The 22,006-nt window shown below is 54.0% G+C and carries 21 protein-coding genes and 5 tRNA genes; 23 read left to right on the top strand and 3 right to left on the bottom strand.

Annotated elements, in window-relative coordinates; genetic code table 11:
- Positions 1–13: 13 nt before the first annotated feature.
- The 8 genes from ftsB (at position 14) to rpoS (ending at position 6,552) form a co-directional block, all read left to right on the top strand.
- Positions 14–331, top strand: coding sequence for a cell division protein FtsB (gene ftsB / locus C7433_RS13210; RefSeq protein WP_006120735.1), 318 nt, complete (start codon positions 14–16; stop codon positions 329–331).
- Positions 332–334: 3 nt separating this feature from the next.
- Positions 335–1,051 carry a 2-C-methyl-D-erythritol 4-phosphate cytidylyltransferase gene (gene ispD / locus C7433_RS13205; protein ID WP_006120734.1) on the top strand — a complete coding sequence of 239 codons (717 nt, stop codon included), beginning with the start codon at positions 335–337 and terminating at the stop codon, positions 1,049–1,051.
- Positions 1,051–1,533, top strand: a complete 483-nt coding sequence (gene ispF / locus C7433_RS13200) for a 2-C-methyl-D-erythritol 2,4-cyclodiphosphate synthase (protein ID WP_006120733.1) — start codon at positions 1,051–1,053, stop codon at positions 1,531–1,533. The genes ispD and ispF overlap by 1 nt, the downstream gene beginning before the upstream one ends.
- Positions 1,530–2,570: a tRNA pseudouridine(13) synthase TruD gene (truD, locus tag C7433_RS13195; RefSeq protein WP_058708940.1), complete on the top strand. Its 1,041-nt coding sequence runs from the start codon at positions 1,530–1,532 to the stop codon at positions 2,568–2,570. The genes ispF and truD overlap by 4 nt, the downstream gene beginning before the upstream one ends.
- Positions 2,571–2,837: 267 nt before the next feature.
- On the top strand, positions 2,838–3,599 hold the full coding sequence (gene surE, locus C7433_RS13190) for a 5'/3'-nucleotidase SurE (protein ID WP_006120731.1): 762 nt from the start codon (positions 2,838–2,840) through the stop codon (positions 3,597–3,599).
- The gene (locus C7433_RS13185; RefSeq protein WP_006120730.1) at positions 3,593–4,219 is read left to right on the top strand and encodes a protein-L-isoaspartate(D-aspartate) O-methyltransferase; all 627 of its coding nucleotides are present in this window, start codon (positions 3,593–3,595) and stop codon (positions 4,217–4,219) included. Before surE ends, C7433_RS13185 begins: the two co-directional genes overlap by 7 nt.
- Before the next feature lie 164 nt (positions 4,220–4,383).
- Complete coding sequence (nlpD, locus tag C7433_RS13180) at positions 4,384–5,508, top strand: murein hydrolase activator NlpD (RefSeq protein ID WP_033739535.1); 1,125 nt, start codon at positions 4,384–4,386, stop codon at positions 5,506–5,508.
- A gap of 51 nt (positions 5,509–5,559) precedes the next feature.
- Positions 5,560–6,552: an RNA polymerase sigma factor RpoS gene (gene rpoS / locus C7433_RS13175; RefSeq protein WP_006120728.1), complete on the top strand. Its 993-nt coding sequence runs from the start codon at positions 5,560–5,562 to the stop codon at positions 6,550–6,552.
- A gap of 68 nt (positions 6,553–6,620) precedes the next feature.
- On the opposite strand, the gene C7433_RS13170 is transcribed toward rpoS, so the two are convergent.
- From C7433_RS13170 to mutS, 3 genes are all read right to left on the bottom strand, one after another.
- Positions 6,621–7,352, bottom strand: a complete 732-nt coding sequence (locus tag C7433_RS13170; protein ID WP_110268338.1) for a 2-phosphosulfolactate phosphatase — start codon at positions 7,350–7,352, stop codon at positions 6,621–6,623.
- 48 nt (positions 7,353–7,400) lie between these two features.
- Positions 7,401–7,874, bottom strand: coding sequence for a helix-turn-helix domain-containing protein (locus C7433_RS13165; protein ID WP_033739674.1), 474 nt, complete (start codon positions 7,872–7,874; stop codon positions 7,401–7,403).
- 227 nt (positions 7,875–8,101) lie between these two features.
- Positions 8,102–10,663 (bottom strand): DNA mismatch repair protein MutS, encoded by a 2,562-nt coding sequence (mutS, locus tag C7433_RS13160; protein WP_199227861.1) that lies wholly within the window; start codon positions 10,661–10,663, stop codon positions 8,102–8,104.
- A 335-nt stretch (positions 10,664–10,998) separates the two neighbouring features.
- Here mutS and mltB point away from each other — a divergent pair, with 335 nt between their 5' ends.
- The 15 genes from mltB to C7433_RS13085 all read left to right on the top strand — a co-directional run bounded on the left by mltB (position 10,999) and on the right by C7433_RS13085 (position 21,989).
- Positions 10,999–12,087 (top strand): lytic murein transglycosylase B, encoded by a 1,089-nt coding sequence (gene mltB, locus C7433_RS13155; protein ID WP_039338335.1) that lies wholly within the window; start codon positions 10,999–11,001, stop codon positions 12,085–12,087.
- A gap of 75 nt (positions 12,088–12,162) precedes the next feature.
- A complete protein-coding gene (locus C7433_RS13150; RefSeq protein WP_006120723.1) occupies positions 12,163–12,498 on the top strand; it encodes a zinc ribbon domain-containing protein YjdM in 336 nt (111 codons plus the stop codon).
- A gap of 194 nt (positions 12,499–12,692) precedes the next feature.
- A complete protein-coding gene (gene tam / locus C7433_RS13145) occupies positions 12,693–13,469 on the top strand; it encodes a trans-aconitate 2-methyltransferase (protein WP_033739528.1) in 777 nt (258 codons plus the stop codon).
- Between the two features lie 105 nt (positions 13,470–13,574).
- The gene (gene pncC / locus C7433_RS13140) at positions 13,575–14,069 is read left to right on the top strand and encodes a nicotinamide-nucleotide amidase (RefSeq protein ID WP_058708937.1); all 495 of its coding nucleotides are present in this window, start codon (positions 13,575–13,577) and stop codon (positions 14,067–14,069) included.
- A gap of 95 nt (positions 14,070–14,164) precedes the next feature.
- Positions 14,165–15,235: a recombinase RecA gene (recA, locus tag C7433_RS13135; RefSeq protein ID WP_006120721.1), complete on the top strand. Its 1,071-nt coding sequence runs from the start codon at positions 14,165–14,167 to the stop codon at positions 15,233–15,235.
- 114 nt (positions 15,236–15,349) lie between these two features.
- Complete coding sequence (locus tag C7433_RS13130; RefSeq protein ID WP_080752857.1) at positions 15,350–15,862, top strand: regulatory protein RecX; 513 nt, start codon at positions 15,350–15,352, stop codon at positions 15,860–15,862.
- A gap of 131 nt (positions 15,863–15,993) precedes the next feature.
- Positions 15,994–18,621 (top strand): alanine--tRNA ligase, encoded by a 2,628-nt coding sequence (alaS, locus tag C7433_RS13125; RefSeq protein WP_110268337.1) that lies wholly within the window; start codon positions 15,994–15,996, stop codon positions 18,619–18,621.
- 249 nt (positions 18,622–18,870) lie between these two features.
- Positions 18,871–19,056: a carbon storage regulator CsrA gene (csrA, locus tag C7433_RS13120; RefSeq protein WP_006120718.1), complete on the top strand. Its 186-nt coding sequence runs from the start codon at positions 18,871–18,873 to the stop codon at positions 19,054–19,056.
- A gap of 284 nt (positions 19,057–19,340) precedes the next feature.
- A tRNA-Ser gene (locus tag C7433_RS13115) sits at positions 19,341–19,433 on the top strand.
- 8 nt (positions 19,434–19,441) lie between these two features.
- Positions 19,442–19,518, top strand: a tRNA-Arg gene (locus C7433_RS13110).
- 135 nt (positions 19,519–19,653) lie between these two features.
- Positions 19,654–19,730, top strand: a tRNA-Arg gene (locus tag C7433_RS13105).
- A 188-nt stretch (positions 19,731–19,918) separates the two neighbouring features.
- Positions 19,919–19,995: transfer RNA gene (locus tag C7433_RS13100), tRNA-Arg, on the top strand.
- Between the two features lie 178 nt (positions 19,996–20,173).
- Positions 20,174–20,250 (top strand) — tRNA-Arg (locus C7433_RS13095).
- A gap of 747 nt (positions 20,251–20,997) precedes the next feature.
- On the top strand, positions 20,998–21,564 hold the full coding sequence (gene yqaB / locus C7433_RS13090) for a fructose-1-phosphate/6-phosphogluconate phosphatase (RefSeq protein WP_044242548.1): 567 nt from the start codon (positions 20,998–21,000) through the stop codon (positions 21,562–21,564).
- Complete coding sequence (locus C7433_RS13085; RefSeq protein ID WP_110268336.1) at positions 21,561–21,989, top strand: YqaA family protein; 429 nt, start codon at positions 21,561–21,563, stop codon at positions 21,987–21,989. Before yqaB ends, C7433_RS13085 begins: the two co-directional genes overlap by 4 nt.
- The last annotated feature ends 17 nt before the right edge of the window (positions 21,990–22,006 follow it).

Raw genomic sequence — 22,006 nt, 5'->3', positions numbered from 1 at the left:
TTTAGGGGGCGGGATGGGAAAACTGACGTTACTGCTACTGGTGCTGCTTGGCTGGCTGCAATATTCCTTGTGGTTAGGCAAGAATGGTATCCATGATTTTACGCGCGTCAGCGATGACGTGGCGGTACAAAAGGCGACAAACGCCAAACTTAAAATGCGTAACGATCAACTATTTGCCGAAATTGACGATCTCAATGGCGGCTCTGAAGCGATCGAGGAACGCGCACGCAGTGAATTAGGCATGATTAAGCCGGGTGAAACCTTCTATCGTCTGGTGCCTGACCAGAACAAACGCAACGCGCAACAAGCTGCGCAAAACCAACAACGATAAAACATGAACAATCAGTCCCACTCTGCGGATGTGATTGCCGTGGTGCCCGCTGCCGGTATCGGCAGCCGCATGCAGGCAACCTGTCCCAAACAGTATCTGACGATTGGTCAGCACACACTTCTGGAACACAGTATTGCGCGTCTGTTCTCCCATCCCGCGGTTTCTCAGGTCATCGTCGCGTTAAGCCCTGACGATAATCACTTTGCCCGTTTGCCGCTGGCCAGCGATCCGCGTGTTGTGCGCGTGACCGGCGGCGAAACGCGTGCCGAGTCGGTGCTGGCGGGATTACAGGCGGCGCAGGGCGCGCACTGGGTGTTAGTGCACGATGCCGCGCGCCCGTGTCTGCATCCGGATGATCTGGACCGCCTGCTGCAGTTACCAGGAAAGAGCAAAACGGGTGGCATTCTGGCGGCACCGGTCTGTGACACCATGAAGCGGGGGGAACCCGGCCAGTCAGCGATTGCGCATACGGTCGAACGTGACCATCTGTGGCATGCCCTGACGCCGCAACTTTTTCCCCACGCGCTCCTTACCGCCTGCCTGACCCGCGCCTTGAACGAGGGCGCGATCATTACCGATGAAGCCTCGGCACTGGAATATTGTGGCTACCATCCTGAGCTGGTCACAGGTCGCAGCGATAATATTAAAGTTACCCGCCCGGAAGACTTAGCCCTGGCGGCTTTTTATCTTAGTCAGATTCAGTCAAAGGAGAGCGCATGATGCGTATCGGTCACGGTTTTGACGTTCACGCTTTCGGTGGAGAAGGTCCGCTGGTGATTGGCGGTGTGCGAATTCCATTTGAGTATGGTTTTATCGCCCATTCGGATGGCGACGTGGCACTGCATGCTCTGACCGATGCCTTACTGGGCGCGGTGGCAATGGGCGATATAGGCAAGCTGTTCCCGGATACCGATCCGGCGTTCAAAGGCGCAGACAGCCGCGGTTTGCTGCGGGAAGCCTGGCGCCGTATTGCGGCGAAAGGCTATCGCATCGGTAACGTGGACGTCACGATTATCGCTCAGGCACCTAAAATGCTGCCGCATGTACCCCAGATGCGCATCAATATTGCTGAGGATCTGGGTTGCCATATGGACCAGGTGAACGTTAAAGCCACCACGACGGAAAAGCTCGGGTTCACCGGACGCGGCGAAGGCATTGCCTGTGAAGCGGTCGCGTTGCTGCTGAAAACGGAGTCGGCATGACGTTGCAGTACCTCCACGGTGTGCCTGGCGCGACGGGCGTAATTAAAGCCCGCCCGGAAGACTTCGAGGTGAAGGAAGACCTGGGGTATCGCCCTGACGGTGAAGGTGAGCATGTGCTGGTGCGCATTCGTAAAACGGGTGCCAATACGCGTTTTGTTGCCGAAGCCCTGGCAAAATTTATGAAAATTCCTGCCCGCGACCTCAGTTATGCCGGCATGAAAGACCGCCACGCCGTGACTGAGCAAACACTCTGCTTCCGTGTGCCGGGCAATGCGATGCCCAACCTGACAGGCTTTGCATCAGAAGGCGTCGAAATCCTTGAGGTTGTGCGTCATAAGCGCAAATTGCGCGTCGGCGCGCTGGCCGGAAACGCCTTTCGGTTGACCATACGACAGGTCAGCCAGCGTGATGACGTCGAGGCCCGCCTTAAGCAGATTCGTGAACGCGGTGTGCCTAATTATTTTGGCGAGCAACGCTTTGGGCGCAACGGCAACAATCTGCAGACGGCGTTGAAACTGGCGCGTCAGGAAATCCAGATACGTGACCGCAATAAACGTGGCCTGATGCTCTCTGCTGCACGCAGTGCGTTATTCAATCAGGTCACCAGTCTGCGTTTGCAGCAGCAGGGTAGCCTGACTCAGGTCATGAACGGGGATGCATTGCAGCTTACCGGGCGTGGCAGTTGGTTTGTCGCCCAGCCCGAGGAAAGGGAGGCGTTGCAGGCGCGCGTGGATCAGCATGCGTTGCGTATCACGGCACCCTTGCCCGGAAAAGGCGAGGCGGGGCCACAGGGCGACGCGCTGGCGTTCGAAGAGCACTGTCTGGCGGATGCGGTAGAACTGCGCGCGCTGCTGGTGCGTGAACGGGTGGAGGCCAGCCGGCGTGCCATGCTGGTGGTGCCGCGCGATTTGCACTGGCAGTGGCTGGATGACGCCACCCTGACGTTGCAGTTCTGGTTACCGGCGGGCAGCTTTGCCACCAGCGTGGTCAGAGAGCTGGTCATCACTGACGACACAGCGGATTTACCTGACGAATAAGCCACGTCCTCACCTGGCCAGTCGCGCGGGTGAGGGACGCGCTGGCGTGCACAATGGGCGGCGTAGCAGGGGGCCAGCATCGCACGAAATCTTTCCTTTCAAGCAAATGTGTTACCTTTTTCCTGCCTGTGCGTTTTATTTTCGTCTACCACTTCCTCTCGCTCACCGCTAGAATGCAAAAGTCGCTGTCCAGTCATAACCTGTTGCCATGCTTCAAAACAGGTCCTTATTACGGCGACCCGGTTGAACAGAAAAGGTCAGAATTAAATGCGGATATTGCTCAGCAACGATGATGGCATCCATGCGCCTGGTATTCAGACGCTGGCAAAGGCTTTGCGTCAATTTGCCGAGGTGCAGGTGGTGGCACCGGATCGCAATCGCAGTGGTGCCTCCAACTCATTGACGCTGGAAACCCCGTTGCGCACCTTTACCCATGAAAACGGGGACATTGCGGTGCAAATGGGCACGCCCACCGATTGCGTGTATTTGGGCGTAAACGCGCTGATGCAACCCCGACCCGATATTGTGGTCTCGGGGATCAATGCCGGCCCCAATCTGGGTGATGACGTTATCTATTCCGGCACGGTGGCCGCGGCCATGGAGGGACGTCATCTGGGTTTGCCCGCCATTGCGGTTTCGCTCAATGGTCACGAGCACTATGCCACTGCGGCGGCGGTAACCTGTGCGCTGCTAAAAGCGCTGAGTCGTGAGCCGCTGCGCACCGGACGCATACTGAACATCAATGTGCCCGATCTGCCGCTGGCGGAGGTGAAAGGCATTCGCGTGACGCGCTGTGGCAGTCGGCATCCGGCCGATCAGGTGATTGCCCAAACCGATCCGCGCGGCAATCCGCTGTACTGGATAGGACCACCGGGCGAAAAACTGGATGCCGGCCCTGATACTGATTTTGCCGCCGTGGATGAAGGTTATGTGTCCGTCACCGCGCTGCATGTTGATCTCACCGCGCACAAGGCTCAGGACGTGCTGAGTCGCTGGCTGGATAACGCTGAGGTAAACCTGGTATGGTGAGTCGGCGTATCGAGACACTGTTGGCGCAACTGCGTCAACAGGGGATTCATGACGAACACCTGTTAAAAGCCATCGCCGACGTGCCGCGTGAGCGCTTTATCGATGAGGCCTTTGAGCACAAAGCCTGGGATAACATGGCGCTCCCCATCGGCTCAGGCCAGACGATTTCACAGCCCTATATGGTGGCGCGGATGACCGCCCTGCTGGAGCTCGATGTGCACTCGCGTGTTCTGGAAATCGGGACCGGTTCTGGTTATCAGACCGCGATTCTGGCTCATCTGGTTGAGCATGTTTACTCTGTCGAACGCATCAAAGGTCTGCAGTGGCATGCAAAGCGCCGTCTGAAACAGCTCGATTTACATAACGTCTCTACCCGCCACGGTGATGGCTGGCAGGGCTGGCCCTCGCGCGGGCCTTTCGATGCCATTATTGTGACGGCGGCGCCCCCCGAAATTCCGACTGCGCTGATAGCACAACTGGCAGAAGGTGGCATTATGGTGCTACCTGTCGGTGAAGAGCAGCAGGTGCTTAAACGCCTGCGCCGACGTGGCGGTGAAATCACCGAGGAAACGATTGAGCCGGTGCGTTTCGTCCCGCTGGTTCAGGGCGATCTGGCCTGATGACCGTGTTAGCATTTCTTAATAACTGTTTCATGGCACACGGTAGTTGATATTGTTACTATCCAGTCAGTTCAACGAAAATACAGCGTTTAACGTGCCACACAGTGTAATGTGCTGGTGAAAAGAGAAAGTCAGTTTTTAAAGGTTGCCACCACGGGGGATTAATGAGCACGGGAAGCACAATTTTTCAGTTACGCCGTCTGGCGGCGCTTTCACTGGTAAGTTTTTGGCTGGCAGGCTGTAGTTCAGGCGACAATACACAAGCGCCAATAAGTAATATCGGCGACGGCAGCAGCATGAATGATAACGGTAATATGGCCAGCACTGGTACTGCGCCTGTTGCCAGTGGTGTGCCGACGATGCCATCGCAGGGCGGCATGTTAAGCCGAAATACGCCTGTGCCGCAGAATAAGCCGGGAATCATTAGTACCGGTAATAATACAAGTAATGAAGTTGAAACCCAGAACGGGCGAATTGTGTACAACAGAAGTTATCAGAATATTCCTAAAGGAAGCTATTCTGGACAAACGTACACCGTAAAACGCGGCGATACCCTCTTCTATATTGCCTGGATTACCGGCAATGACTTCCGCGATCTGGCGCAGCGCAACAACGTACAGCCACCGTACAGCCTAAATGTTGGGCAAACCTTGCAGGTCGACAACGGCTCCGGCCAGCCTATTACCGGGGGCAACGCGATTACCGCGGCGGATGCATCACAAAGTGGCATCGTCACCGCACCACAAATAAAACAGGCCCCTGTTGCACAGCAGCCTGTTATTACGTATTCTGATGATTCAGGTAACTCGAATGGCAGTAAATTGTTGCCTTCGAAGGGAGCAAATGTTGCAACGACAACAGCTCCAGCCGTTACCGCACCACCGACGGTGAGCAGTACAACAAACAGTTCAACGCCTGTTGGAAGCTGGCGTTGGCCGACCGAAGGTAAGATCATCGATAACTTCTCTGCCACCGAGGGTGGTAACAAAGGGATCGATATCGCAGGTTCGCGCGGACAGCCGGTTGTGGCCACTGCTTCAGGAAGGGTGGTTTATGCAGGCAACGCGCTTCGTGGTTACGGTAATTTAATCATCATCAAACACAATGATGATTACCTGAGTGCCTACGCCCACAACGATACAATGCTGGTCCGGGAACAACAGGAAGTTAAGGCTGGGCAAAAGATCGCTACCATGGGTAGCACCGGAACCAGTTCAGTTAGATTACACTTTGAAATTCGTTACAAGGGGAAATCCGTAAACCCGTTGCGTTATTTACCGCAGCGATAATCCGGCAGAGTCCTCTGGAGTCTGCCCTGGAATCACGGGTAGGAGCCACTTATGAGCCAGAATACGCTGAAAGTAAACGAGTTACATGAGAATGCGGAATTCGAAGAGAATGGAGCAGAAATTTTTGATGAGAAGGCGCTCGTCGAAAATGACTCTGGCGACAATGATGTAGCAGAAGAGGAGTTGCTGGCGCAGGGTGCGACGCAACGTGTCCTTGACGCTACTCAGCTCTATCTTGGGGAGATTGGCTATTCTCCATTGCTGACGGCCGAGGAAGAGGTACTCTTCGCTCGCCGGGCATTACGAGGTGATATTCCTTCTCGTCGCCGCATGATCGAAAGTAACTTACGACTGGTGGTGAAGATTGCACGACGTTACAGCAATCGCGGTCTGGCCCTGCTGGACCTGATTGAGGAAGGTAACCTCGGCTTGATTCGCGCCGTTGAGAAATTTGATCCAGAACGTGGATTCCGTTTCTCAACGTATGCCACCTGGTGGATTCGTCAGACCATTGAACGGGCAATCATGAACCAGACCCGGACAATTCGTTTGCCGATCCACATTGTGAAAGAATTGAACGTTTATCTGCGTACTGCGCGTGAACTTTCTCACAAGCTCGACCACGAGCCGAGTGCGGAAGAGATTGCAGAACAACTGGATAAACCGGTTGATGACGTAAGCCGTATGTTGCGTCTCAACGAACGTATTACCTCAGTTGATACTCCTTTAGGGGGCGATTCTGAGAAAGCGCTGCTGGATATCCTGGCCGATGAAAAAGACAACGGCCCAGAAGATACCACGCAAGATGACGATATGAAGCAAAGTATCGTTAAATGGCTGTTCGAACTGAACGCCAAGCAGCGCGAAGTGCTGGCTCGTCGTTTCGGCCTGTTGGGCTATGAAGCGGCAACGCTTGAGGATGTTGGCCGTGAGATCGGTTTAACCCGCGAGCGTGTGCGCCAGATTCAGGTTGAAGGTTTGCGCCGTCTGCGCGAAATCCTGCAAGGTCAGGGCCTCAGCATTGAAGCACTGTTCCGCGAATAAGCTGAACACGGCACGTCAACAGAAAGCGATGGGTAACCCCCATCGCTTTTTTTGTCTGTTATTTACGCTTAAGCCTGTCCGGCAAAATACTCCCCTGTCAGAAAACAGGGCTGACGGGCGGCATCTTTTGTCAGGCAAAGTGTCACATCGTCCGGAAAGCCTCTTTGTATCAGCTCGACTGCGGACGCGCAGTGAAACAGTGCCGCGAACTTCTGGGACTGATGAGCGTGCCAGGCGGCGACAGCGGTCTGCGCTTCAGGTGAAAGCGTGCGTTGTGCCAGCGCGGCAATGATTCCCCCCGCTACCACATAATCCTCAATACAGGGGCGAAGGCTCCCGTCTGGCCAACGTTCGCCACAGGGGACAATCAGAATACGGCTGAAGGCGCGGCAGGCTTCGGCCGTTGCGGTCAGGTTTCTCAGGCAGCCTGTCAGCACGGGGACGCCCCGTTCCCGCGCCCTGAAGCAGGTTGCGGAGCCATTAGGGGAGGGCAGCACCAGTTTTTCATCCGGACGAACACTGAGTAACGTTCGCGGTGACAGACTGTAGCCCTCGCCACTGAATCGCCTGTCGCTGTTAGCCGCGATGGCACCGACGGACTGCGCATACTGCGTGACAGAGTGATCTTTCCAGGGATAAGGATAGACGCGCGCCCCGTTCTCCACTGCCACGCTGACACAGGCAGAAAAGGACATCACGTCAATAATCACGATGATATCCACGTCCCCGGCAAGATGATCAATGGCCGGGATCCCCCATTCCAGACGAACAGCAAACGCGTCCTGACGATACCAGTTCATAGGCTTTTCCCGCAGTGTGGTGTAACAGCGATGTGCAACCGGCGGAAGTTAGCCCTGCCTGCGCAATAATTTTTGCAGCCGTTTTTGCTGCCAGCGGCGGATCGCATCCTTAAATATAAACAGACGCAATGCTCTGACGAGCAGTAAGGCGCCCCAAATGGCGGCGACCCAGAGTGACCAGCGGTCATTGGGCGCCGTAAAGTGGTTCAGGACATACAGCAATGCGCATACCACTACAGCGCTAAACAGAGAACGGTAAAACCGGCTCTCGGCAGCCAGCTGCTGGCGGGCGTCAGAAATGTAGCTGTCCAGCGCTTCACCGTTATTCGCAGGGGCATCGGTCAGATCGGTCACGTTAATCTCAAACACGGCCGCCAGTGCGCTCAATGTTTCCAGGCTGGGCGGATCGCCGTTTTCGATGCGCTGTATGGTTCGGGTGCTGAGGCCGGCCATTTCCGCCAGTTGTTCCTGTGACCAGGCACGTGCGAGGCGATATTCTCTGACGTTGTTCAGGTTACGCATAATGAGTCTCCGAAAGAGTAAACAATCGGTTTGCAGCATCGCCGGTAAGTGTCGACAGAAACACGATCGCAGCACGACAGGCACACGACAGCATTATGACACTGCTTTATCAGCCTGTAATCGCGTAAAGCGGTAGCAGAAGGATGCGCCAGCAGGGGTAAAGAAAGCGGGCGCAGAGAAACGCGTAACGGGAAGTCCTTAGCCGCCCTGCGAAAGGGCGGCCGTCATCAGACCAGTGCTTTAAGGCGGTAAATCCAGTCCAGCGCCTGGCGCGGTGTCAGCGTATCGGGATCCAGTGCTTCCAGCGCTTCTACGGCGGGAGACGTTTCTTCCACCAGCAACGGCAACTGCGAGCCGTCAACGTTTGACGTTGCGGATTGACTGGAAACCGTTTCGAGCTCTTTCAGCTTATTACGCGCGCGTTTAATCACCTCTTTTGGCACGCCGGCCAGCGCGGCCACGGCCAGCCCGTAGCTTTTACTGGCGGCACCGTCCTGCACACTGTGCATGAACGCAATCGTATCGCCATGTTCTACCGCATCCAGGTGAACGTTAACCACGCCTTCCAGTTTCTCAGGCAGGGTCGTCAGTTCAAAGTAGTGCGTTGCAAACAGGGTCATCGCTTTGATTCGGTTCGCCAGGTTTTCCGCACAAGCCCAGGCAAGCGACAAGCCGTCATACGTAGAGGTGCCGCGGCCGATTTCATCCATCAGGACCAGGCTGTTTTCTGTCGCGTTGTGCAGAATATTGGCCGTTTCCGTCATTTCGACCATAAATGTCGAGCGGCCGGAGGCCAGATCATCTGCTGCGCCCACACGGGTGAAGATACGATCCAGTGGACCAATAACCACTTCTTCGGCGGGAACGAAACTGCCGATCCAGGCCATCAGCGCGATTAACGCAGCCTGACGCATATAGGTACTTTTACCGCCCATATTCGGGCCTGTGATGATCAACATGCGGCGTTGTGGTGCCAGCGAGAGCGGGTTGGCGATAAAAGGTTCTTTCAGGACCTGCTCCACTACCGGATGGCGGCCGGCGGTGATTTTAATCCCGGGCTTGTCGTGCAGCGTGGGACGGCAGTAGTTTAGCGTCCATGCGCGTTCCGCGAGGTTACACAGTACATCCAGTTCGGCCAGCGCCGCCGCACTTAACTGTAACGCTTCAAGGTGCGGCAGCAGCAGATCAAACAGGCCTTCATACAGGCTTTTCTCCAGCGCCAGCGCTTTGCCTTTTGACGTCAGGACCTTGTCTTCATACTCCTTCAGCTCGGGAATGATATAGCGTTCAGCATTCTTAAGAGTCTGACGGCGGACATAGTGAATAGGCACCTGATGGCTCTGACCCCGGCTGACCTGAATGTAATAACCGTGCACGCCGTTAAAACCGACTTTCAGGCTGTCCAGACCGAGTTTTTCACGTTCGCGGATCTCCAGGCGATCCAGATAATCCGTCGCGCCATCCGCCAGGGCGCGCCACTCGTCCAGCTCAGCGTGATAACCCGGAGCGATCACACCGCCATCTCTGATTAATACCGGTGGGGATTCGACAACGGCCTGCTCAAGCAGTGTGCGCAGGTCGCTAAAGTCACCTATCTGGGTACGCAGGGTTTTCAGGTGGGCGGACCCGGCGTTTGCCAGCAGATCGTTGAGTTCCGGCAACTGCTGAAACGCATGGCGCATGCGCGCCAGATCGCGTGGACGCGCCGTGCGTAGCGCCAGACGGGCCAGAATACGCTCTAAATCACCGACCTGGCGCAGAACGGGCTGAAGCACGTCGCTCAGCGCCTGCAGCTCGGCGATTGATTCCTGTCGTTTCGCGATGACGCTGCTGTCACGCAACGGCATATGCAGCCAGCGTTTTAGCATCCGGCTGCCCATTGGCGTGACGGTTTTATCCAGCACCGCGGCTAAGGTGTTCTCGGTACCGCCTGCAAGGTTTTGGGTAATTTCAAGATTACGTCGGGTGGCGGCATCCATGATGATGCTGTCCTGCTGACGTTCCATGCTGATGGCGCGGATATGTGGCAGGCTGGTCCGTTGGGTATCTTTGACATACTGCAGCAGACAACCCGCCGCGCGCAGGCCGAGATGGGCCTGCTCCACACCAAAACCGTTTAAATCCCGCGTACCAAACTGCAAAGTAAGCTGCTGACGCGCGGTATCAATTTCAAATTCCCACAAGGGACGACGGCGCAGACCACGACGCTGATCGATGAGCGACATCGGCGAAAAATCTTCCGGATAAAGGAGTTCGGCAGGATTGGTTCGCTGCAGTTCGGCTGCCATGGTTTCCAGATCCATGGGCTCACTCAGACGAAACCGGCCTGAACTGATATCCAGCGTGGCATAACCATAGCCGCGCGCACCGTGCACCACAGCGGCCAGCAGGTTATCCTGCCGCTCCTGCAAGAGTGCCTCATCACTGATCGTGCCTGGGGTAACAATGCGGACGACCTTACGTTCGACCGGCCCTTTGCTGAGCGCCGGGTCGCCAATTTGTTCACAGATGGCGACCGACTCACCGAGTTGCACCAGCCTCGCCAGATAATTTTCAACCGCATGATGCGGGACACCGGCCATAGGGATCGGTTCGCCCGCCGAGGCACCGCGCTTGGTTAAGGAAATGTCTAATAACTGAGAGGCGCGTTTCGCATCGTCGTAAAACAGCTCATAGAAATCGCCCATGCGATAAAACAGCAGGATGTCAGGATGCTCGGCCTTGAGGCGTAAATACTGCTGCATCATTGGCGTATGGGTGCTCAAGTCCATTTGCTCTGCTTTTTTCATCTCATCTTTACTCAAGGTTGACTCTTCCTTTTGCCCGTCACGGTCAAGGCGGTGGTTTAACAGAGAGACAGACAGGGATGTCTGTACCGTGCAGGAATCTTACCAGTTTACGGCTTCTGCATCATCAGGGTTGCCACGGCGAGTCATGAACTTAACAAAGCCGCAGGGTGACAGAAAGCGCGTCAGTAAAGGGAGGCCTCAGCGTTCGGGCCACTTCACAAAACGTGCCGATGCAGCGGTAAAAAAAGCGATTTTTTATACGATCACGTTTGTATGTCTTCCTGTTGAACGATTAACATTAACATCCCTGGTCTGGCTTGTTATATGGATATCCAATGCGTTCTAAGCTTGCTCTTCTTCCGCTTTTTGCCCTGCTTGCCGCCTGTAGCAGTAAGCCACACTCTTCGCAGCCGCAGCCTCCTGCGGAACTGATTGCGCCGAAAGGCGGATTTTTACTGGAACCCGCACATGCGGTTCAACCGATGTTTGGTGATTTCGCCAGTAATCCTGTTGCAGAACAATTTATTGATAAAATGGTGGCGAAGCACGGCTTTGACCGTCAGCAACTCCACGCCATCATCGGCCAGGCAAAACGACTGGATTATGTCCTGCGTCTGATGGATCGCCAGGCTCCCTCGTATACACCACCAAGTGGGCCTAACGGGGCCTGGATCCGCTATCGCGATAAGTTTATTACGCCGGATAACGTACAAAATGGCGTGGCGTTCTGGAATCAATATCAGGATGCTCTGCAGCGCGCGCAGCAGGTCTATGGCGTTCCGCCGGAAATTATCGTCGGCATTATTGGCGTCGAAACGCGCTGGGGCCGTGTTATGGGCAAAACCCGTATTCTGGATGCACTGGCTACGCTTTCCTTTGATTATCCACGCCGTTCTGCCTATTTCAGCAGCGAACTGGAAACCTTTTTGCTGATGGCGCGTGATGAAAAAGACGATCCGCTCGATCTCAAAGGATCGTTTGCCGGTGCGATGGGCTATGGCCAGTTCATGCCATCGTCCTACAAAGCTTACGCTGTCGACTTCAATGGTGATGGCCATATTAATTTATGGGATCCGGTCGATGCGATAGGCAGCGTCGCGCACTATTTTCAGCAGAATGGCTGGCGTCCTGGCGAGAATGTGGCCGTGCCGGCCAGCGGCCAGGCACCGATGCTGGAGAATGGCTTTAAGACCCGTTACAGCGTCAGTACGCTGGCCGCGTCAGGACTTTCTCCCCAGGGTCCGCTGGACGGCAATGATCAGGTCAGCCTACTGCGGCTGGATTTAGGCACCAGTTATCAGTACTGGTACGGTTTACCTAACTTCTATGCCATTACGCGTTATAACAACAGCACGCATTATGCGATGGCTGTGTGGCAGTTGGGTGAAGCGGTCAGCAAGGCGCGCAAGGGCTCGCTGTTTTAATACTACCCTTATTAACTGTAAGGCTATATGATGGCGGCCCTGTATTTTGTGCCGCCGTTATTATCTGGAGTCGTTATGTCTTTACCTGCTTGTCCCGTTTGCCAGGCTGATTACACCTGGCAGGATGCTGAGAACCTAAACTGTCCGTCATGTGGTCATATCTGGACGCAAGCTGAAGGCAGCGACAGCGCTCAGGAACAGGTCGTTCGCGATGCTAACGGCAATATACTGGCAGATGGCGACAGCGTAACGGTTGTCAAGGATCTCAAGGTGAAGGGCAGCTCTTCTGTGCTGAAGATTGGCACCCGCGTGAAGAGTATCCGGCTGGTAGAAGGCGACCACAATATCGATTGTAAAATTGACGGATTCGGTCCGATGAAGCTGAAGTCTGAGTTTGTCAAAAAGAACTGATGGTATTGGGCGCCCAGTGCGCCCGATTTTACGTGTCCTCACGTCGCCCTGATGCGTTACCGGTACTCACCGGCCCTGCCACAATCCGTTCACAGCTCCCCGGACATTATCCCTTTTGTTGCCTGAACGGGCACTTTATGCGTATTTATACGTCTATGTTCTGTGTGTCCGGAGCGCATGAGAGGTGAAACGTTATGCAAGACTGGGATCCCACGCTGTATCGCAAGTTCGAAGCCGAAAGAACACGACCGGCTCAGGAATTACTGTCCAGAATCAGGGTTGAAGATGTCCGTTTCGTTACCGATCTGGGGTGCGGCCCCGGCAACAGTACCGAACTGCTTGTCGATGCCTGGCCACAGGCGCAGATTACGGGCCTCGACAGTTCTGCTGCCATGCTGGAGCAGGCGCGTGAACGTCTACCACAATGCGCATTTATTCAGGCTGATATCGCCACCTGGCAGGCCGCGATTCCACAGCAGGTTATCTATGCGAATGCCTCGCTACAGTGGCTGGGCGGCCATTCTTCGCTCTTACCACATCTCGTAAATCAGCTGGCACCCGGCGGTACGCTGGCCGTCCAGATGCCTGATAATCTGGATGAGCCTTCACATCAGTTAATGCGAGATGTGGCCACTTCCGGGCCGTGGCGTGACAAAATCAGCGCGCAGGCGGCCGAGCGCAAGCGATTACCTTCAACTGAACACTATTACGATGTGCTGACAACGGCCGGGTGTGCCGTTGATATCTGGCGGACCACCTATTATCACGTTATGGATAATGCCCAGGCCATCATCCACTGGTTGAAAGCCACCGGGCTGCGTCCGTTTCTTGCGCCACTTAGCGTATCTGAACAGGAACAGTTTCTGGCCGCCTATCACCAGTGCCTCATGACCGCGTATCCGGCGCGCCAGGACGGCAAGGTCTTACTGGCGTTTCCCCGGCTTTTCATGGTGGCGACACGTAATCGCTAAAATATCTGGATAGCCACACGCAATTTCTGCATTGCTTTACCCCAGGCGCTTGAAAAAGGGCAGGGCTTGCACCATGTTCAGTACTCGTTGACAGGGAGCGACAAAATGAATGATTCGCAGTTGCAGACGTTGAGTGCGCAGATTGGTGAGGCGCTGAAGCAGCGTAATGCTACGGTGACCTGCGCCGAATCCTGCACCGGCGGCTGGATCGCCAAGGTGTTTACGGACATCAGTGGAAGCTCGGCCTGGTTTGAACGGGGATTCGTGACCTACAGTAATGAAGCCAAGCAGGAATTAGTCGGCGTCAGTGCCGCCTCACTGACGCACTCTGGCGCGGTCAGTGAAGCCGTAGTGCGCGAAATGGCTGTCGGTGCCCGGCAGCAGGCGCGGGCCGATTACGCCATTTCCGTGAGCGGCATTGCTGGCCCGGAGGGGGGCAGTGAAGACAAACCCGTGGGAACGGTGTGGTTTGGCTTTGCCGGCCCCGACGATATTGTCATGGCTTTTCGCCAGCAGTTTGACGGTGACCGTGATGCGGTGCGCCGTCAGTCGGTTGCCTGGGCGCTGCAGACATTGGCCAGTAAATTTCTGAAAAATTAAACTTGATACTGTATGACTATACAGTATAATTATTCGCAACAGAAAGTGCACAGGCACCATGTGTGCGTGTTTACCCGGCATGATTAGGAGTAGAAATGGCAATTGATGAAAACAAACAGAAGGCTTTAGCTGCCGCGCTCGGCCAGATTGAGAAGCAATTTGGTAAAGGCTCCATCATGCGCTTGGGTGAAGACCGCTCAATGGATGTGGAAACCATCTCAACAGGCTCCCTGTCACTGGATATCGCATTAGGTGCGGGTGGATTGCCGATGGGCCGTATCGTCGAGATCTACGGTCCTGAAGCCTCGGGTAAAACCACGCTGACGCTGCAGGTGATTGCCGCCGCACAGCGTAAAGGTAAAACCTGTGCCTTTATCGATGCTGAACACGCACTGGATCCGGTCTACGCCAAGAAACTGGGCGTTGATATCGATAACCTGCTGTGTTCACAGCCCGATACGGGTGAACAGGCGCTGGAAATCTGTGACGCGCTGGCGCGCTCCGGTGCCGTTGACGTGATTATCGTCGACTCCGTTGCTGCCCTGACACCAAAAGCCGAAATTGAAGGCGAAATCGGTGACTCACATATGGGCCTGGCGGCGCGTATGATGAGCCAGGCGATGCGTAAGCTGGCCGGTAACCTGAAACAGTCGAATACGCTGCTGATCTTCATCAACCAGATTCGTATGAAAATTGGTGTGATGTTCGGTAACCCGGAAACCACTACCGGCGGTAATGCACTGAAGTTCTATGCGTCAGTTCGCCTTGATATCCGCCGTATTGGCGCCATCAAAGAGGGTGATAACGTCGTCGGTAGTGAAACCCGCGTTAAAGTGGTTAAGAACAAAATTGCCGCGCCCTTTAAGCAGGCTGAGTTCCAGATCATGTATGGCGAAGGGATCAACACCTTCGGTGAGCTGGTAGACCTCGGTGTGAAGCACAAGCTGATCGAAAAAGCGGGTGCCTGGTACAGCTATAAAGGCGATAAAATTGGTCAGGGTAAGGCAAACGCCAGCAACTTCCTCAAGGAAAATGCGGCTGTCGCGAACGAAATTGACCTGAAACTGCGCGACATGTTGCTCAACGGCGCTGAGCAAAACGACGCAGCGGACTTCTCCGCTGACGACGTTGAGAATGCAGCCAGCGAAGCAAACGAAGACTATTAATGCCTGAAACGGGAGCAGAGAAATCTGCTCCCGTTTGACGTTAACCTCTCACTTGCCTTTCCTCTTTCCTCCTCTGCCTCCATACTCTCTTTCCGTTTGTTAAAGGTGCGCAGTATGTCTGAACAACCTCAGCCACACGTTATCTCTTTTTCACGCCTGCTCGATCGGGCAATGCGCCTGCTGGGTCAGCGCGATCACAGTCGCGAAGAGCTCAAACAAAAACTGCAGTTATCTGCCCAGCGCAGTGCGTGGATAAAACAAAAAGAACCTGAAATTATCACTCCCGAGCTGTTGGAAAGGGTCATCAACTGGTGCAGCGAAAATGGCTGGCTGAACGATGAGCGCTTCACAGAGCGATTTATTCAGAGCCGCAGCCGTAAAGGCTTTGGCCCACAACGGATCCGGCTTGAGCTGGGGCAAAAGGGCATAAGCCGTGATGCGATTGATCTCGCCATGGAAGAGACGGAGATCGACTGGTCAGCCTGCGCAGCGGAACTGGCAGAAAAGAAATTTGGCCATCCGTTGCCGACCGAATGGAAAGAAAAAGCAAAAGTGCAACGCTATCTGCATGCAAAAGGCTTTCTGAGTGAAGATATTCAGCAGGTTTTCAGAAATTTTGACGACTAAAGGCCGATGTGATTTTACTTCCCTCCGAAGAATATTTATCTTACCCCTTTTGGTTCCTTAAGCTTGCTGCCGTGATAACGCGGTACGCCTGATAAAGAAGGACCTTTCGTTAGCGTGATTCCAGGATATATATGAGCAAGAGCACTGCTGAGATCCGTCAAGCGTTTCTCGACTTTTTCAATAGTAAGGGACATCAGGTTGTAGCAAGCAGCTCCCTGGTACCGAACAACGATCCGACGTTACTGTTTACTAACGCCGGAATGAACCAGTTTAAAGATGTGTTTCTCGGTCAGGACAAGCGTGACTATACCCGCGCCACCACGTCGCAGCGTTGCGTTCGTGCGGGCGGGAAGCATAACGACCTTGAAAACGTCGGTTACACCGCACGCCATCACACCTTTTTTGAAATGCTGGGCAACTTCAGCTTCGGCGACTATTTCAAAAAAGAAGCCATTGCCTATGCCTGGGAACTGCTGACCGGTGACCAATGGTTCAGGCTGCCGAAAGAGCGCCTTTGGGTTACTGTCTATGAAACCGATGACGAAGCGTTCGACATCTGGGCCAATGATATTGGTGTTCCGCGCGAACGTATTATCCGTATTGGCGACAACAAGGGCAGTGCTTACGCGTCAGATAACTTCTGGCAGATGGGGGACACGGGTCCTTGTGGTCCCTGCACCGAGATTTTCTACGATCATGGCGATCATATCTGGGGCGGGCCGCCAGGCAGTCCTGAAGAGGACGGCGATCGTTACATCGAAATCTGGAACATCGTCTTCATGCAGTTTAACCGTCAGGCGGATGGCACCATGCTGCCATTACCTAAGCCGTCGGTAGATACCGGAATGGGGCTGGAACGCATCACGGCGGTCCTGCAACATGTGAATTCCAACTATGAAATCGATCTGTTCCAGAAGCTGATTAACGCGGTTGCTGAGGTCACTGGTGCGACCGATCTGAGCAATAAGTCGTTGCGCGTTATTGCCGATCATATCCGCTCCTGTGCATTCCTGATTGCGGATGGCGTGATCCCGTCGAACGAAAACCGCGGTTATGTTCTGCGCCGTATCATTCGTCGTGCAGTGCGTCACGGCAACATGTTGGGTGCGAAAGAGGCGTTCTTCTACAAACTGGTTGCGCCACTGATTGAGGTGATGGGGGCGGCTGGCGAAGAGCTGCAGCGCCAACAGGCTCAGGTTGAAAATGTTCTGAAGAGCGAAGAAGAGCAGTTTGCGAAAACGCTGGAGCGTGGCCTGGCCCTGCTTGATGACGAACTGGCTAAACTGAAAGGCGATACGCTGGATGGTGAAACTGTCTTCCGTTTGTACGATACCTTTGGTTTTCCTGCCGATTTAACGGCCGATGTCTGCCGTGAGCGTAATCTCAAAATTGACGAAGCCGGTTTTGAAAAAGCCATGGAACAACAGCGTCAACGGGCCCGTGAAGCCAGCGGCTTTGGCGCTGACTACAGCAATGTCATCCGCACAGATGCGGCCTCATCCTTTAAAGGCTATGACCAACTGGACCTGGCCGCGACGGTGAAAGGGCTGTTCGTCGCAGGTGAAGCGGTTGACACCGTTTCGGCAGGGCAGGATGCGGTGGTAGTGCTGGATGAAACGCCTTTCTATGGCGAGTCGGGTGGTCAGGTTGGCGATACCGGTGTGCTGAAAGGCAATAACGTTGAATTCCAGGTTCAGGATACGCAGAAATATGGCCAGGCAATTGGGCATATTGGCAAAGTGAGCAGCGGTCAGCTGCGCATTGGCGACCGCGTGGAGGCGGTGGTTGATGAAGCACGTCGTGCACGTATCCGTCTGAATCACTCCGCAACGCACTTAATGCACGCTGCATTGCGTCAGGTGCTGGGTGAGCACGTCGCACAGAAAGGCTCTCTGGTTAACGATAAATACCTGCGTTTTGACTTCTCTCATTTTGAGGCCATGAAACCTCAGGAGATTCGTCAGGTCGAAGACATTGTGAACGCGCAAATCCGTCGCAACTTACCGGTAGAAACCGACGTGATGGATCTTGAGGCGGCGAAGGCGAAAGGCGCAATGGCGCTGTTTGGCGAGAAATATGACCAACGCGTGCGTGTACTGACCATGGGCGATTTCTCTGTTGAACTCTGTGGTGGTACGCACGCTGCACGTACGGGGGATATTGGTCTGTTCCGTATTCAGGCTGAATCGGGTAGCGCAGCCGGTATTCGCCGCATTGAAGCGGTCACGGGTGAAGCAGCACTGGCGCAGGTTTATGCCCAGAGCAGTCAGTTACAGGACATTGCTCAGTTGGTGAAAGCCAACAGCAGTAACCTGAACGACAAAGTGCGTGGGTTGGTTGATCACGTGCGGTTGCTGGAAAAAGAATTACAGCAGTTGCGCGATCAGCAGGCGGCGCAGGAAAGTGCCCAGCTTGGCAACAACGCCATTGATGTGAAAGGCGCGAAGCTGCTGGTGACAGAGCTCAGTAACACCGATCCGAAAATGTTGCGCACTATGGTTGATGATCTTAAAAATCAGCTGGGTTCAGCCATCATTGTTCTGGCCACTGTCGCTGAGGGCAAAGTGTCATTGATTGCTGGCGTAACAAAAGATCTTACCGACCGCGTAAAAGCGGGAGAGCTGATTGCTGAACTTGCCCCGAAAGTGGGCGGGAAAGGCGGTGGTCGACCTGATATGGCGCAGGCAGGTGGCAGTGATGCTACGGCACTGAAAGGTGCGCTGGCAGGTGTTGAAGGATGGGTTTCGAGCCGTCTGTGATGAAATAAAATAATTCATCGTAGCAAGCGTCAGAACTGGTGTTCCGGCGCTTTTTAATACGGTGTTAAATTTGCTAGTGACAAAGTCGGGTTGATGTAGCGTATTTCGGCTAAACTATTTATCAGCAGAATGTATTGGCGCGTTGATGTGCAATGGTGTATTTCTCATAACCTGTGTACAGCGTTAAGTGATGGATAACGCCGGGAAGCTGTATGAGCCCGACTCTTTTAATCTTTCAAGGAGCAAAGAATGCTTATTCTAACTCGTCGAGTTGGTGAAACCCTCATGATTGGCGATGAGGTGACTGTAACGGTGCTGGGCGTCAAAGGTAACCAGGTCCGTATTGGTGTTAACGCACCCAAAGAAGTGTCTGTGCATCGCGAAGAGATTTACCAGCGCATCCAGGCCGAAAAAACGCAACAAACTAACGTCTGACAGATTCTGCGTCTCGCACCTGTGCGAGACGCTCCCCTTTTTCCTCCCGCCGCTTAATTTCCTTTTTTCTGTTTATCGCCCATTTTTGTTAACTTCATCATCTTTCATTGTTGATTATTCACTCTTTTTGCCGTCATTTTGTCCCAATTGCCTGTCATTTGTGCAAACAGAAAAAACCTTCCGAAAAATTGTTTGACTTATAAGTCCGGGAAAGTAATATGTGCGCCACGCAGTGCCGATGAGCGGAAACAAAGTTCAGAAGCACAGTTCGGAAGAACGCGTAAGGTGAGGTGGCCGAGAGGCTGAAGGCGCTCCCCTGCTAAGGGAGTATACGGTCAAAAGCTGTATCGAGGGTTCGAATCCCTCCCTCACCGCCATTTCCGATGCATCCGTAGCTCAGCTGGATAGAGTACTCGGCTACGAACCGAGCGGTCGGAGGTTCGAATCCTCCCGGATGCACCATATCGTTGAATATGGACACGTTGATGCAAGGCTACACGCCAGCAGAGAACGGTATCGGAACAGAGTTGTAAAGTGAATTAGCAATTCCTTCATGGTGAGTCGTTAGCACCCTGCGTTGTACAAGAATTTCATAATGCATCCGTAGCTCAGCTGGATAGAGTACTCGGCTACGAACCGAGCGGTCGGAGGTTCGAATCCTCCCGGATGCACCATACTTTCCAGTATGGACGTGTGTTCCTGGTCTGTAAGACATTTAATCTGTCAGTCAGAACCAGGGAGGATAACGTTGCGACAGCAATAGCCCGAAGGGTAAGGCGCGAGCCGAATCATCCTCCCGGATACACCATTCTTCGTATTATCCCCAGGTTGATTTCTGCCGTTCCATAAAAGATTTCTAAATGCATCCGTAGCTCAGCTGGATAGAGTACTCGGCTACGAACCGAGCGGTCGGAGGTTCGAATCCTCCCGGATGCACCATACTTTTCAGTACGAACATGTGTTCCTGGTCTGTAAGCCAATCAGTCTGGCAGTCAGAACCAGCGTTGCGTCAGCAACGGACAGAAGGGTAAGGCGCGAGCCGAATCATCCTCCCGGATGCACCATTCTTCGTATTATCCCCAGACTGGCTTCTGCCGTCCCATAAAGCTTTCTAAATGCATCCGTAGCTCAGCTGGATAGAGTACTCGGCTACGAACCGAGCGGTCGGAGGTTCGAATCCTCCCGGATGCACCATACTTTTCAGTACGAACATGTGTTCCTGGTCTGTAAGCCATTCAGCCTGTCAGTCAGAACCAGGGAGGATAACGTTGCGACAGCAACGGCCCGAAGGGTAAGGCGTCAGCCGAATCATCCTCCCGGATGCACCATACTTTTCAGTACGAACATGTGTTCCTGGTCTGTAAGCCATTCAGTCTGCCAGTCAGAACCAGCGTTGCGTCAGCAACGGCCCGAAGGGTAAGGCGCGAGCCGAATCATCCTCCCGGTGTATCGCGATTAATCTTCAAACGCCTTCTCTCTGCGCTCCACCTGACAGTCCACACAACCTCGCCACGCGTGCTAAACGCAAAAGCAAGGATTGGCGTCGTGTATTTCATTCAACGCCGTCCTGGTGCAGCAGGTGCGTAACAGCCAGCCTTACCGTCGCAATCCAGAACGCCAACTTAACTGTTTTAGTCATAAACATAGTATTGAATTCCTCTCGATCAGGCTGATTTTGTAAGGAATATCGTGTTTATCGCGACGTAAACTTTCTGTCCCGGATGGCAGGCACTTCGGCTTTCTTAACATAATGCTTACGTTCTGCTTTCCTGCTAAAACCATTGGAAATTCGAAGGGTTACAGGCTTTCCATCACGATCACCTTTATCTGAAAACTAAAATAGCTAATGCTTTCAAAGCATTTGCTGTTCATCCCGCCTGGCGACAACCTACGCACATTCAGCTAAAGTAGTGGCTCATTTGTTGGAGGTCCTCTGTGACAATCTACGATCAATACGACGCCCTGATTTTCGATATGGACGGGACTATTCTTGATACAGAACCGACACATCGAAAAGCGTGGCGTCAGGTGCTGACGCGTTATGGCTTAACGTTTGATGAAGCGCGCATGATGGATTTCAATGGTGCGCCATCATGGCGGCTGGCGCAGCTAATTGTCGAAACCAATAACGCCGATCACGATCCTTATCTGCTTGCCGCAGAAAAAACGGCGGCAGTGAAAGCGATGCTGCTGGAAAATGTCCAGCCGCTTCCGTTAATGGACGTCGTTAAGGCTTATCACGGACGTCGACCACTGGCTGTTGGCACCGGCAGCCAGCACGCCATGGCAGATGCACTTCTTAATCATCTGGGTGTCAGAGATCTCTTCTCGGCGGTGGTTGGGGCGGATGACGTCGAGCATCACAAACCGGAACCCGAGACGTTTCTGCGCTGTGCGGCATTACTGGGCGTTGAACCGGCGCGTTGTGTGGTATTTGAAGACGCAGATTTTGGCGTACAGGCAGCGAAAGCCGCAGGTATGGCCGTGGTTGATGTCCGTCTGCTGTGATCGAGACGCTGGCATATCTGTCTTTATTGAGCAGCAGCTTTCTTAGTGCGACGCTACTTCCGGGTAGCTCAGAGGCGCTGTTGGTTGCATTGCTGATCGCGAAAAGCGCATCAGTTTACGGGTTGATTGGAGTCGCATCGTTAGGGAATACCCTGGGTGGCTTGACCAACATAATTTTGGGTCGCTTATTGCCGTTAAAACGTCAGGGGCGATGGCATGAAACAGCAATGGCATGGTTGCAGCGGCTTGGGCCGGCGGCTTTGTTATTGAGTTGGTTGCCGGTAGTCGGTGATTTGCTCTGCGTGCTTGCAGGCTGGTTGCGTTTTGCCTGGCTACCCACTGTGCTGTTTCTGGCGATTGGCAAAACTCTGCGTTACATCGTTATTGCGACCGCCACATTACAGGGCATGGAATGGTGGCATTGATTCGTACAGATTCGGGG

The sequence above is a fragment of the Pantoea sp. PNA 03-3 genome (genome assembly GCF_003201175.1).
GTDB classification, from domain to species: domain Bacteria; phylum Pseudomonadota; class Gammaproteobacteria; order Enterobacterales; family Enterobacteriaceae; genus Pantoea; species Pantoea stewartii.
This window is presented reverse-complemented; position numbering and strand designations above follow the sequence as displayed.